Origin of the sequence: Nocardioides bruguierae (assembly GCF_023656415.1) — a bacterium.
In the GTDB taxonomy this organism is placed as follows: Bacteria; Actinomycetota; Actinomycetes; order Propionibacteriales; family Nocardioidaceae; genus Nocardioides; species Nocardioides bruguierae.
The window spans coordinates 153,277-166,057 of the sequence record NZ_JAMOIL010000003.1; the positions used below are offsets into that span (position 1 = coordinate 153,277).

Annotated in this window: 11 protein-coding genes; 4 read left to right on the forward strand and 7 right to left on the reverse strand. The window is 74.3% G+C overall.

The features are described 5' to 3' along the window. Positions 1-135: 135 nt before the first annotated feature. The 3 genes from M8330_RS04355 to M8330_RS04365 all read left to right on the forward strand — a co-directional run bounded on the left by M8330_RS04355 (position 136) and on the right by M8330_RS04365 (position 2,399). Complete coding sequence (locus M8330_RS04355; RefSeq protein WP_250826342.1) at positions 136-540, forward strand: RDD family protein; 405 nt, start codon at positions 136-138, stop codon at positions 538-540. Positions 541-718: 178 nt separating this feature from the next. Continuing rightward, on the forward strand, positions 719-1,573 hold the full coding sequence (locus M8330_RS04360; RefSeq protein ID WP_250826343.1) for a hypothetical protein: 855 nt from the start codon (positions 719-721) through the stop codon (positions 1,571-1,573). A 10-nt stretch (positions 1,574-1,583) separates the two neighbouring features. Continuing rightward, positions 1,584-2,399 carry a hypothetical protein gene (locus M8330_RS04365; RefSeq protein ID WP_250826344.1) on the forward strand — a complete coding sequence of 272 codons (816 nt, stop codon included), beginning with the start codon at positions 1,584-1,586 and terminating at the stop codon, positions 2,397-2,399. Positions 2,400-2,500: 101 nt separating this feature from the next. Here the strand turns inward: M8330_RS04365 and M8330_RS04370 are convergent, their stop codons facing one another. The 5 genes from M8330_RS04370 to lipB form a co-directional block, all read right to left on the reverse strand. Next, on the reverse strand, positions 2,501-3,205 hold the full coding sequence (locus tag M8330_RS04370; protein ID WP_250826345.1) for a DUF4191 domain-containing protein: 705 nt from the start codon (positions 3,203-3,205) through the stop codon (positions 2,501-2,503). Positions 3,206-3,337: 132 nt separating this feature from the next. After that, entirely contained in the window at positions 3,338-4,330 is a 993-nt protein-coding gene (gene lipA / locus M8330_RS04375) for a lipoyl synthase (protein ID WP_250057128.1), read from the reverse strand. A 179-nt stretch (positions 4,331-4,509) separates the two neighbouring features. Continuing rightward, positions 4,510-5,520 (reverse strand): ABC transporter permease subunit, encoded by a 1,011-nt coding sequence (locus M8330_RS04380; RefSeq protein ID WP_250826346.1) that lies wholly within the window; start codon positions 5,518-5,520, stop codon positions 4,510-4,512. Further along, complete coding sequence (locus M8330_RS04385; RefSeq protein WP_250826347.1) at positions 5,517-6,548, reverse strand: ABC transporter ATP-binding protein; 1,032 nt, start codon at positions 6,546-6,548, stop codon at positions 5,517-5,519. Before M8330_RS04385 ends, M8330_RS04380 begins: the two co-directional genes overlap by 4 nt. Before the next feature lie 87 nt (positions 6,549-6,635). Further along, positions 6,636-7,418, reverse strand: coding sequence for a lipoyl(octanoyl) transferase LipB (lipB, locus tag M8330_RS04390; protein ID WP_250826348.1), 783 nt, complete (start codon positions 7,416-7,418; stop codon positions 6,636-6,638). Positions 7,419-7,482: 64 nt separating this feature from the next. Between lipB and M8330_RS04395 the strand changes: the two genes are divergently transcribed. Continuing rightward, complete coding sequence (locus tag M8330_RS04395; RefSeq protein WP_250826349.1) at positions 7,483-8,097, forward strand: hypothetical protein; 615 nt, start codon at positions 7,483-7,485, stop codon at positions 8,095-8,097. Between the two features lie 38 nt (positions 8,098-8,135). Here the strand turns inward: M8330_RS04395 and M8330_RS04400 are convergent, their stop codons facing one another. Then, a complete protein-coding gene (locus tag M8330_RS04400) occupies positions 8,136-9,041 on the reverse strand; it encodes a TIGR01777 family oxidoreductase (RefSeq protein WP_250826350.1) in 906 nt (301 codons plus the stop codon). Between the two features lie 71 nt (positions 9,042-9,112). Further along, complete coding sequence (locus M8330_RS04405) at positions 9,113-12,664, reverse strand: ATP-binding cassette domain-containing protein (RefSeq protein WP_284704233.1); 3,552 nt, start codon at positions 12,662-12,664, stop codon at positions 9,113-9,115. Between the last annotated feature and the right edge of the window lie 117 nt (positions 12,665-12,781).

A 12,781-nucleotide genomic window follows, 5' to 3' on the forward strand; every position in this document is an offset into this window, starting at 1 on the left:
ATTGGGCCCAACCCTACGAGCGGGACCGTTTCGTGACCGTATCGGTTTTGTGTCACGGATGTAACAGCCCGTTTCAGGTCAGGTGCGGCCCCCGCCGTCGCGGTCGAGCACCGGGCTCACTCTAGGGTGAGGGGCGTGCACCTTGGGTTCGAGACCGCCACGTGGCCACGTCGGATGCTGGCCCTGGCGGTCGACTGGATCGCCTGCCTGCTGGTCACGGGCATCTTCATGCCGGTCTACGGCGCGAACGCCTCCCAGGCGTCCGGCTTCGTCGTGCTCGGCGTGTTCGTGCTGGAGTCCGCCGTCATGTGCGCCACCGCGGGAGGGTCGTTCGGTCAGCTGGTCACCCGCCTGCGCGTCGTCAGGGTGGACGGCGGCGGGCGACCCCTCACGCTCCTGCCGGCGATCGGCCGCCAGCTGCTGGTCGCGCTCGTCATCCCGCCGCTCGTGTTCAAGCCGGACGGCCGGGGCCTGCACGACCTGGCGGTCGGCTCCGCCGTCGTCGAGCTCGGCACCTTCCGCTCGATCAGCGGACGCTGACGACCGTTCACCGAGACGGACCGACGGGCACCCGTCAGGGTGTGGTGGTCGTGACCGGATCGTTGCCTTTTGCAGCAGCTGTCGTGCAACCCGGCCGGTAGCGTCCCGCGAGGCCTCCGGGTGGCCGCTCTCGGTGCTGCCCCGTGGCCGTTCGGACCACCACACAGACGGGACCACCGTGAACCACCGCACCACCCTGCCCCTGCGCGCAGGCGCGCGACGCCCGGCCCTGCGGGCCCTGGCCGCTGCCGCCGTCCTGCCTCTCGCCCTGACGCTGACCGCCTGCTCCGGTGGCAGCGAGTCCGCCGAGGACGCCGCTGAGCCGGCCTCCGCCACCGCCAGCCCCGGCGCCGAGGAGACGGCCGAGGCCGTCGCTGAGGTCGAGGAGTCGACGTCGCCCGAGCAGGAGCTCGCGGCGGCCACGAAGGAGCTGAAGGCGGCCGTGCCCAGCAGCGTGCGTGCCGACTTCACGCTGTACTACTCGCCGGAGTGGAGCGGCACGGTGCTGCTCGCCGGCAAGGGGGCGGCCACGCGTGCCTCCGGGGTCGTCACCGGCATGGAGGACGTCGATGGTGAGGTCGGTTTCCGGGTCGCGGACGGGACGTTCTACGCCCTCCCCCCGACGTCCGAGCCCGCCTGGACCTCCTCGGCGCTGGACTCGGCGACGGTGCAGGGCTCCGAGTTCCTCGTCTCCGTCGACGTGCTGGGCCAGCTGCGGGCCGTGGCCGCCACCGCGGACTCCGTCTCGGACGAGGGCAGCAACGTGATGACCATCGGGGACGACCTGGTGACGGTCCACCAGTGGCGGTTCACGGCCCCGGGCGCGGCGGTGATGGACGCGATCGGGTACGTCGCCGCCGACGTCGCCGAGACGGTGGACGACGAGGTCAGCGCGACCGTGGGCTACGACCCGCGGGGCCGCATCGTGTGGGTCGAGTCCGACGTGGTCGGCGCGACGTCCCGCTTCCAGCTCTCGGGCTGGGGCAAGGTCACCCCCGAGCCGGCGCCGGCCAACGCCTTCAAGCTGGACTGAGGTACCGACGATGAGCACGCGCCCGCTGCGCCGCACCGGACTGGCCACAGCCTCCGTCCTCCTGCCCCTGGCTCTCGTGCTGTCCGCCTGCTCCGGCGGCAGCGAGTCCGCCGAGGACGCCGCAGCGCCGACGTCGGCCTCGGCCGGCGCCGAGGAGACGACCGAGGTCGTCGCCGAGGTCGAGGAGTCGCCCTCGCCCGAGCAGCTGTTGGCGTCAGCGAAGAAGGAGCTGAAGGCAGCCGTCCCCGCGAGCGCCCACTACTCCGGCTCCTACGTCGAGGGTGGGGTACAGCGCTTCGTCGAGGTCGACGTGCAGGGCACGGGGTCCGACGCGCGCGTGGCCGTGGTCCTGGACCCCACCGGGGACGCCACGGAGGTCACCCGCGTGGGCGACACCCTCTACCTGCGGGCGCCGGAGTCCCAGGGCGTCTGGGCGTCGACCTCCCTGAGCGGGGCCACGGGAGCCGACCTGCTGCCGCCGATCGCGATCTTCAACGGCAGCGCGATCACCACGGCGACCGCGCAGACCGCCTCCGCCGTCGTCGACCACGGCGCCACGACCGACACGATCGACGGGAAGGCCGTCCAGGTCCGGGAGCTGGAGCTCACCAGCACCTGGGAGTCGATCCTGAAGGTTGCCGGGCCGGCCGGCGCCCTCCGCGCCTCCGGCCTCAGCGGTGAGGTCACCGTCTACGTCCACCTCGACCGGCGCGGCGACCTGGTCAGCGTGACGCTCCAGGACGCCGGCCAGGTCGTGAGCCTGTACGCCTTCCGGGCCGGCAAGGTCACCGTGGACGCTCCCGCGGGCGCGGTCGCCGTCGACTGAGGCGACCCGCCCGGCACCGTCCAACACGACGAAGCCCCCGTGCTCGCTCGGAGTGCGGGGGCTTCTGTCTGCCCACGAGGGGCGGAAGTGACGGTGCCGGCTCAGCGGCCGCGCATGTTGCCGCGCACGCCCTTCATGGACGTCGGCACCGGGCCGCGCGGCATGGGGACGGCGGGGCGGCTGGCGTCGAGGGCCTTGAGCCGGTTCAGCACGGCGGTCATCTCGGCCGGCTTGAGCGCGCGCTTCTTCTTCTGCAGCACGCCGACCAGCTTCGGCAGCGGGGTCTGGCCGGCCTCGCGGCCGACGACGATCTCCTCGACCGGCACCTCGTAGGCCACGCGCTCGTGCTTCTTGCGCTCGTTGGCCAGCAGCGCCTTGAGGCGGCTCGGGTTGCCCTCGCCGACCAGGACGATGCCCGGGGGGCCCACGACGCGGTGGACGACGTCCTGCTGCTTGGTGAAGCCGACGGCCGGGGTGGTCACCCAGCCCTTGCGGAGCATGGTGAGCGCGGCGGCGGCCGCGCCGACCTGGCCCTCCATCTGGGCGTAGGCCGAGGTCTGCGCACGGCGGCTGAAGATGATCAGCGCCGTGAGGATGCCGAAGATCAGGCCGCCGAGGACGCCGAAGATCCAGTCCAGCACGCCCGAGCCGGGCAGCAGCCAGAACAGGCCGAAGCCGATCGCGCCGCCGACCACGAAGCCGAGCAGCAGCCACAGGCCGATCAGCGGGTCGTTGCGCTTGGTGACCTTGTAGGTCTCGATGAACTGCTTGATCCGGCCCATCGACGCCGGGTTCGTGTTGGCCATCTGGTGGCGTGCCTCGCTCGTCGTCTTCCTCCCGGCGCCGGGTCCGGCGCGGGCTCGGCGCGGGGCCTCGTCCGACCCCGAGCGGGAGGAGAGGCTGCGCCGACGTTCGATCTTACGTCAGGGTGGGGCGGTTCAGCCCGCGGTGGTCGGCTCCTGCACGGCACCCTCACGGACGCCGGCGGCCGGGCCGCCGAGCTGCACGTCGTGCTCGCCCCGCGCGGCCATCGCCTGCTGGTAGAGGCGGCCGGCGCGGTAGGAGGAGCGCACGAGCGGGCCGGACATGACGCCGGAGAAGCCGATCTCGTCCGCCTCGTCCTTGAGCTCCACGAACTCCTGCGGCTTCACCCAGCGCTCGACGGGGTGGTGGCGCTTGGAGGGCCGCAGGTACTGGGTGATGGTGATGAGCTCGCAGCCGGCCTCGTGGAGGTCGACGAGCGCCTGGCTGACCTCCTCGCGGGTCTCGCCCATGCCGAGGATGAGGTTCGACTTGGTGACGAGGCCGAAGTCCCGGGCCTGGGTGATGACGTCCAGCGAGCGCTCGTAGCGGAACGCGGGGCGGATGCGCTTGAAGATGCGCGGCACCGTCTCCACGTTGTGCGCCAGCACCTCGGGGCGGGACTCGAAGACCTGCGCCAGGAGGTCGGGCTTGCCGTTGAAGTCGGGGATCAGGTTCTCGACGCCGGTGCCCGGGTTGAGCTCGTGGATCTGGCGGACCGTCTCGGCGTACAGCCAGGCGCCGCCGTCCTCGAGGTCGTCGCGCGCGACGCCGGTGATCGTCGAGTACCGCAGCCCCATGGTGCGCACGGACTCGGCGACGCGGCGGGGCTCGTCACGGTCCAGCGGGGACGGCTTGCCGGTGTCGATCTGGCAGAAGTCGCAGCGTCGGGTGCACTGCTCGCCGCCGATGAGGAACGTGGCCTCGCGGTCCTCCCAGCACTCGAAGATGTTGGGGCAGCCGGCCTCCTGGCAGACGGTGTGCAGGCCCTCGCCCTTCACCAGCCCCTGGAGCTCCTTGTACTGCGGGCCCATCTTCGCGCGGGTCTTGATCCACTCCGGCTTGCGCTCGATCGGGACCTCGGCGTTGCGGGCCTCGATGCGGAGCAGCTTGCGGCCGCCGGCGTCCACGTTGGCCGAGGACGACGGCGCGGGGCCGCACCCGCCCCCGGCGCGGGGGGTGGTGCTCGTGGAGGGCGTGCTGGCGGGGGTGCTCGGTGCCTGCGTCACGTCTCCCAGCCTACGTGCCGCGTGTCCGCCCACCGAACCAGGCGGGCCTCGAACGTCCGTCTACAGGTGTCGGATACGGCTCAGACGTCTCGCCGCCGGTGGACGAGCACCGACGCAGCGCCGACGACGACCACCCCGAGGCCGGTGTACAGACCGCCCTGGACGGCCCCCACGGTGCGTTCCGGGTCGCAGCCGGGCAGCCTGCCCCGCACCTCGCCGTAGGAGGTGTAGCACTCACGGTCGAGGCCCTCGTCGACGTAGTAGCTGGCGCTGCCCTCGACCAGCGCGGCGATGTTCGTGACCGGGTCCCAGCGGCTGGACTCCGAGAACAGGCCCGCGGCGGCGACCAGGCCGCCGGTGCTCACCGCGAGGGCGAACAGCACCGCGATGGTGGCCACCGTGCTGCGGAAGAGCATCGCGAGCGCGAACCCCAGCAGGGTCGCCAGCGCCGCGGCGACGGCCGTGCGGGCCACCTGGGCCCAGCCGTCGGCCACCACCGCGTCCGGCACGGGCAGGTCGCGGCTCGAGGCGAGCAGCAGGAGGCCTCCCCAGAGCGCGCCGAGCAGCACCGCGGAGACGACGAGGCCGGCGACGCCGACGACCAGCGCCTTGGCCAGCCAGACGCGGGTGCGGCGCGTCTCGTAGAGCAGCTGGTTGCTCATCGAGCCTGTGCTCCAGTCGTGGCCCGCGAACGTGGCGCCCATGAGGAGCAGCAGGAGGACGACGAAGACCGTGCACGCGATGAAGCCGTTGCCCAGCTCGGAGGCGACGTCCAGCGTCGGGCGACCGGAGTACCAGCCGAGCACCAGCTCCTCGCAGGTCCGGGCAGCCTCGTCGGCGTCGAGCCCACGGGCACGCGGACCCAGGTAGCGGCGGGGGTGGGCGGTGCACTGGTCGATCTCCGAGACCACGTAGGTGGTCTGCCTGACCTCCGCGACCTCCTCGTCGCTGACCGGTCGCGTGTCCCAGGCCGTCACCGTGAACGTGAACGCGGTGACCACGACGGCGCCCAGCACCAGCAGCAGCACGGCACGTCGCCACCGCAGCCGATCGACCTCGGCGCGCAGCAGGGGCAGCCACGAGCCGTTCATCGCGCCGCCCCGCCCTGCTCGGCGCCCGACCAGTCCGGTGGCATGTCCATGCCGGGGCCCTGCCCGGCGGTCACCTCCAGGAACAGGTCCTCGAGGTCGCGCTTGACCGGGGCCAGGGACGCCAGCCAGGTGCCCGCCTCGCCCAGGGTGCGGGTGACGATGGTCGGGTCCTCCGCGGTGACCAGCAGGCTGCCGTCGTCCTGGACCTCGCAGGGCAGGCCCGCGGACGTGAGGACGCCGGCGGCGGACCGCGCCGCCTCGTGGGTGCCGGCCTCGTGGGTGCCGGCCTCGTGCGTGCCCGGCGTGAGGGTGACCCGGTGCCGGGTGACCGCGCCGAGGAGGTCCTCGACGCGCCCGGAGGCGAGCAGCCGACCGCGGCCGACGATGGTGGCCGAGGAGCAGACCTGCTGGACCTCGGCGAGGATGTGGCTGCTCAGCAGCACGGTGACGCCCTGCTCGCCCAGGCCGGTGATGGTGTCGCGCACCTCCCGGATGCCCGCGGGGTCCAGCCCGTTGGTGGGCTCGTCGAGGATGAGCAGGGCCGGGTCCTTCAGCAGGGTCGCCGCGATCGCCAGGCGCTGCTTCATGCCGAGGGAGTAGCCCTTGTAGCGGTCCTTCTCGCGCCCGGTGAGCCCCACCGTGGCCACCGCACGCTCGACCCGCTCGTCGGGCACGCCGATGGAGCGGGAGAGCAGGCGCAGGTTCTGCCGGCCGGTCAGGTTGGGGGAGAACTTCGGTGACTCCACGACGGCGCCGACGCGGCCGATGACCGCGGGCAGCCGCGCGGGCACCTCCTCGCCGAACAGCCTCATCGAGCCGGACGTGGGGCGGGCCAGCCCGAGCAGCATGCGGATGGTCGTGGTCTTGCCCGAGCCGTTGGGCCCGAGGAAGCCGTGCACCCCGCCGGCGGGGACGAGGAGGTCGAGGTCCGCGACGGCCACGTGGGTGCCCTTGCGGCCGCGGTAGACCTTGCGCAGGCCGTGCGTCTCGATGACGGGAGCGCCCGTCGCGGGTGCGGTGGTGGTCACCAGCGCAGCGTGGCACGCCTCACGTGCATACCGGGTATGCCGCGCCGAGGTGTCCAGATGTCCCCTGAAGGACGGTGCCTGGGCCGATCAGGCGGACGAGCCCGGGCGCAGCACCTCGACGCGGGGCACGCCCCCGGGGGCGCACGGGGCAGGCGGACCCGCGTCCGGGGTGGGCTCGTACGGCTGCCAGGCCAGCATCTCGGCCAGCCGCTCGCGCAGCACCGGGAGCAGGTCGTGGACGCTCACGTCGCGGTCGAGCTCGGAGGAGAGCGAGGTGACCCCGGCGTCCGCGATGCCGCACGGCACGAACCGGTCGAACCAGGCCAGGTCGACGTCGCAGTTCACCGCGATGCCGTGCATCGTCACGCCGTGGGAGACGCGGATGCCGATCGCGCCGACCTTGCGCTCCGGGCCGCGCTCGGAGGCCGACAGCCAGGCGCCCGAGCGGCCGTCGACACGGCCGGCCACCACGCCGAGGTCGGCGCACGCGCGCAGCATGGCCTCCTCCATCCGACGGACGAAGTCGACGACCAGCACGTGGTCGGGCAGGCGGACGATCGGGTAGGCCACCAGCTGGCCGGGGCCGTGGAAGGTGATCTTGCCGCCGCGGTCGACGTCCACGACGGGTGCGCCGCCGGCGTCCACCGGACGCTCGTGCGGCTCGGTGCGCTTGCCCGCCGTGAACGTGGGCGGGTGCTCGAGCAGGAGCACGGTGTCGGGCCGCTCGCCGGCCACGACCTCCGCGTGCACGCGACGCTGGAGCTCCCAGGCGTCGAGGTAGCCGACCGCCTCGTCGCCGAGGCCCGCGACCTCGAAGGCGACCTGGCGGCCGGGCGCGGTGGTCGTGCTGGCCAGGGCGTCGGTGCTCATGGGCGCAGACGATACGCCTGTGGACGACGGCCGCCGACCCCGTCGTCGCGGGTAGGACGAGGGGGTGCACCCGACCGAGACGCACCACCGCGCCCCGTCCACCCGCCCGCCCTCGACCCGCCTGCTCCCGCCGCGCTCCCTGCCGCTGCCGCTCCTGGTGGGGCTGGGCGCCCTCGTCGTCGCGGTGACGACCGTGGCGCTCGCCGTGGGCGTGCGGCTCCTGGGCGTCGGAGCGACCACCCCCAGCCCGGTGGTGGCGCCGTCGGCCACGACCACGCCGGTGGCCGACACCAGCGAGGACCGACGAGCGCTCGCCCTGCTGCGGGGCTGGGACCGACGCCGCGCCGTCGCCTGGGCCGCCGCCGACCCGGTGACGCTCGAGCGGCTCTACACGCGCGGGTCGCCCACGGGCAGCCAGGACGTGGCGATGCTGCGGGCCTGGCAGGACCGGGGGCTGCGGGTCGCCGGGCTGAGCACCCAGGTGCTGAGCGTCTCGGCGCTGCGGGTCTCGCCGCGGCTCGTGCGGCTGCGGGTCACCGACCGGGTCGCCGCCGGTTCCGTGGAGCGGATCGACACCGGTGAGGCGACCGGTCAGTCGCTGCCGACCAGCCGCCCCAGCACCAGCGTGGTGACCCTGGTGCGCGGAGCGGGGGAGTGGCGGGTGCGCGGGGTGCGCTGAGCCAGGGCCCGCCCGGTGTCAGCCTGTGTCGTGCTGCGTCAGTCGGCGGCGGCCAGCCCGGCGGCCAGCACCGCCGCGACGTCGGGGTCGCGGTGCGTGAAGCCGAGGGCCTCGAGCGCGGCGGGTCGCAGGTTCAGCGAGCCGAGCAGCTCGGGTGCGAGGCGACCCGCGGCCACCTTCATCACCGGAGCCGGGGCGAAGACCACCGCGGGCCGGTGCAGCGCGTGCGCGAGGGCGCGGGTGAACTCGGCGTTGGTGGGTGTCACGGCGCTGACCAGGTTGACCGGGCCCGAGGCCTGCTCGTGCTCGGCCAGGTGGACGACGGCGTCGACCCAGTCGCGCAGGGAGATCATCGCCATGTGCTGCTCGCCGGAGCCGAGCCGGGCACCCAGCCCCAGGGAGAAGAGCAGGCGCAGCTGCGCCAGCGGGGCGCTGCGCCGGTCCATCACGGGGGAGGTGCGCAGGCGGACGACGCGGGCGCCGGCGTCCTCGGCCGGCTGGGTGGCGGCCTCCCACTGGCGTGCCACCTCGGTGAGCAACGCGTGCCCGCGGCTGTCGGAGGCCTCGGTCAGCACGGTGTCGCCGTGGTCGCCGTAGATGCTCACGCCGCTGCCGGCCATGAAGGCGGGCTTGCGGTCGCTGCGGGCGATCGCCGAGGCGAGCAGGCGGGTCGTCGTCACCCGGCTCTCGAGCACCGCGTCGGCCCACTTCTGCGAGTGCGGGTTGCCGATCAGCGGCGCCCCGGCCAGGTTCACCACCACGTCCGCCGCCTCGATCAGCGCCGGGGGGTAGACGTCCCCGTAGGGGTCCCACGACGCCTCGCCGGGCTCCTGCGTGGGGTGTCGGACGAGGTGGGTGACCTCGTGCCCCCGGGCGCGCAGCCGCTCGGTCAGGTGCGTGCCGAGGAAGCCGGAGGCGCCGGCGATGACCACGTGCAAGCTCATGCTCGCAGCGTGCCACCGCCGGCGCCCCGGTCAGGTCACCCAGCAGGTGCGCGGGCCCATCGGCCCGGGCGTCAGCCCGCCAGGTGCGACCAGTCCCGGGAGAGCTCCGACCACGGGCCGGCGGCCGCCACGGTGCCACCGGCGACGACCACGACCTGGTCGGCCCGGGCCAGCGCCGCCGTCTTCGACGTCGCACCGATCACCGTGGCGCCCCGCTCGCGCAGGGCCTCCCACAGCTCGATCTCGGTCGCGGCGTCCAGGGCGGAGGACACGTCGTCGGCCAGCAGCACCTCGGCCTCGCACGCGAGCGCACGGGCCAGCGCGAGGCGCTGCACCTGCCCGCCCGAGAGCCGGACGCCGCGGTGGCCGACGAGCGAGTCCGGTCCGCCGGCCTCGGCGACGTCCCGCTCCAGGCGAGCCGTCGCGACGGCCGGGGCGACCTGGCGGTCGGCGTGGTCCAGGGCGATGTTGCCGGTGAACGTGCCCGACAGGACGCGCGGCACCTGGGCCACGTGCGCCACGCGCCCGGGGCGCAGCTCGGTCTGGCGGTCGGTCAGTGCCGTGCCGTTCCAGGTGACCTGCCCGGTCGAGTGCACGAGCCCCGCGAGCGCGCCCAGCAGGCTGGACTTGCCCGAGCCGACCTGGCCCAGCAGCAGCACCAGCTCACCGCGGCGCACCGTGAGGTCGACGCCACTGACGCCGATCGTGCCGTCGTCGTGGACGGCGGTCAGGTCACGCACCTCCAGCTCGGTCAGCCGGTCCGTCACGCCGTGGGCGGGGGCGGGCGCGGCGCCGGTGATGAGGTCGACCCCGGCAGGCTGGTCCATCAGGTCCCCGCCGCCGGCCAGCCGGCTGGTCTCGCGGTACCACGCCGCCGTCCCCGGTGCCTCGGTCACGACGGAGCCGGCGACCCGGCCGAACCAGTCGAAGCCGTTGACCGCGTTCGCCACGAGCAGGGCCGTGGCCAGGCCCCAGCCGCCCCAGACGTAGGCGGCCCAGGCGGCCACGATGCCGCCCTGCACCATGACGATCGGGACGCCGTCCAGCAGCGCCTGCACGCGGTGCTCGCGCACCGCCGCGTCGACGCGGCCGGAGTCGACCTTCTCCAGGTGCCGGTGCACCTGCGGCGTGGCTGCCGCGAGCTTCACGGTGCGGATCGACTCCAGCGCCGAGACCAGGGACCGACCGAAGCCGGCCCGCGCGGCGGAGGAGGCGGCGGCCGAGCGGCCGGCCACCCGTCGTCCGAAGGACGAGGCGACCGCCGAGACGACCATGACCGCGAGCAGCACGAGGCCGGTGAAGACGTTCCACGACAGCACCATCGTCACGACCACGATCGCCAGGCCGTTGACGAAGTCGACCCAGCGGTCGGCGTAGCGGGCCAGGCGGTCGGCGTCCATGGCGCGCGCCACCGCCTCGCCGGGCGGGGTGCGCAGCAGGCGGTGCTGCGTGGTCTGGCCGTGGAGCACCGAGCCGCGCACGCGCATCATCACCGCGACCCACCAGCGGGGGTACACGCCGAAGGCGTGGGCCAGCAGGAACGGGGAGACCATCAGCGAGGCGACCAGCGCGACGAGCAGGCGCCACGGGGACGCCCCGCCCTGGAGGTCGGTGACCAGGTGGCCCCAGATCCAGGCGGTGACGACGCCGAAGGCGCCGGTCATCGCGGAGACCGCGAACAGCAGCATGCCGAACAGGCCCCACTGCGGCTCGATGGTCAGCGCCGACCAGGTCGCCCGCGCCAGGCGGGGGACCGGGGCGACGGCCGGCGGCTCCGGGGCGACACCCACGCGCCGCGCGGTGCCGATGCCGGGCGTGCCGTCCTCGTCCGCGGTGCCCGAGTCGGTCGCGACCCGGGCCGCCTCGGCGGCCCCGGCGGCGTCCGGCTGGGCGTGCGCGGCGGCCTCCAGGAGGTCGCGGAACGGGCCCGGCTGCTCGGCCAGCACCGTGCGCGGGCCGTTCTGCACGACCGTGCCGGCCTCGAGGACCGCCACCTGCTCGGCGCGCTCGGTCGTGGACAGACGGTGCGCGATGAGGATGCCCGTGCGGCCCACCAGCAGCCGGTCGGAGGCGCGCACGACGCGGGCCTCGGTCACCGGGTCCATCCGGGCCGTGGCCTCGTCGAGGACGACGACCTGGACGTCGCGGACCAGCAGGCGCGCGAACGCCACCAGCTGCTCCTCGCCGGCCGACAGCGTGGCGCCGCCCGGGCCCAGCGGGGTGTCCAGGCCCTGCGGGAGGCCCGCGACCCAGCCGTCCAGCGCGAGCTCGGCCACCGCGGCCTCGACCTCGGCGCGGGGCACGTCCGAGAACAGGGCGATGTTCTCCGCGAGCGTGCCCGCGAGGATCTCGGTGCGCTGGGTGACGACGCCGACGCCGGCACGCAGCTGCTGGAGGTCCAGCTCGAGCACGTCGCGCCCGCCCAGCAGCACCGAGCCCGGCTCGGGGTCCAGCGCGCGGGAGACCAGCGAGGCCAGGGTCGACTTGCCCGAGCCCGTGCGGCCCACGAGGGCGCAGGTCGTGCCGGCGGGCACGGTCAGGTCGACGTCACGCAGCGCGAACGTGCCGGTGCCGTAGGAGAAGTGCAGGCCGCGCAGCTCCAGGGAGAGGGAGCCGTCGGGCACCGGGTCGCCGCCGTCCGGCTCCGGCGCCACGGACATCAGGTCGCGCAGGCGGATGACGGCGCCGAAGCCCGCCTGGAGGTCCGGCAGGTGCCGGGCCAGCTGGTCGACCTGGCCGACGAAGGTGGTGGTCACCAGGAACAGCGTCACCAGCGAGGCCGTGGACAGGTCGCCGGCCAGCACCAGGGCCACACCGACCACGCCCACGCCCGCCAGCAGGCCGTGCAGCAGGCCGCCCGAGCGACGCCCGACCCGCTTCTCCAGCGAGACGATCGAGGCGAAGCGGGCGTGCACGGTGGCGGCCAGCTCCGAGCAGCGGCGCAGCACGTGCGCCTGGCCCAGGCTGGTGCGCAGGTCGTCGCGCGCGGCGACGCCCTCCTCCATGGCGGCGGCGTGGTCCGTCCACGCCATCTCCTCCAGCACCTTGCGGCGCGAGATCTCGGGCAGGAGGCGACGCACGGCCGCGAACGTCACGAGGGCGGTGAGCGGGAACAGGAAGAACGCGGGCCACCAGGTGACGGTCGCGACCACCCACAGCGGCCCGGCCGCGAGGAACGTGGCGGCGGCCTGCCAGACGCCCTGGCGCAGCAGGTTGCCGACCTCCCAGGTGTCGTCGTCCAGGCGGTCGTAGATCTCGCCGACGGCCTGCTCGGAGAGCTCCGGCAGGGGCTGGGAGATGGCCGCCTGGAGGAGGTCCGCGCGCAGGCGGCCCTCGGCCCGGTCGACGACGCCCGCCCAGGCGGTGCGGGCGATCGTCTGGACGACGGCCGCGCCCACGGCGGCCAGCGCCAGCAGGGACAGCCAGCCCGTGGTGGGGTCGTCGGCCAGGCGGCCGGCGAAGACGGTGGACAGGGAGGTGCCGACGGCGGCGACGAACGCCCCGACCAGGCACACGAGGGCCAGCGGGGAGCGGAGACGGCGCCAGTCGACCGGACGACGCCCGGCCGGGGGGGTGGGCCGGGTGGGAGCGGAGGAGGGAGCGGTAGCGGGGGGTGCAGTCATGGTCACGATGAGCCGAAGGTACGACGAACCACCGACGTGGCGCCTCTTGATTTACCTGGGCGCCCTCCGGGCGCATGCCCTCGCGCTGTACCCCTGTTCATCGCTCGGAGCCCTCGG

Coding starts and splice junctions, on each gene's coding strand:
- M8330_RS04365 (WP_250826344.1), top strand. CDS start 1,584: ATGAGCACGCGCCCGCTGCGCCGCACCGGACTGGCCACAGCCTCCGTC.
- M8330_RS04370 (WP_250826345.1), bottom strand. CDS start 3,205: ATGGCCAACACGAACCCGGCGTCGATGGGCCGGATCAAGCAGTTCATC.
- M8330_RS04380 (WP_250826346.1), bottom strand. CDS start 5,520: ATGAACGGCTCGTGGCTGCCCCTGCTGCGCGCCGAGGTCGATCGGCTG.
- lipB (WP_250826348.1), bottom strand. CDS start 7,418: ATGAGCACCGACGCCCTGGCCAGCACGACCACCGCGCCCGGCCGCCAG.
- M8330_RS04400 (WP_250826350.1), bottom strand. CDS start 9,041: ATGAGCTTGCACGTGGTCATCGCCGGCGCCTCCGGCTTCCTCGGCACG.
- M8330_RS04405 (WP_284704233.1), bottom strand. CDS start 12,664: ATGACTGCACCCCCCGCTACCGCTCCCTCCTCCGCTCCCACCCGGCCC.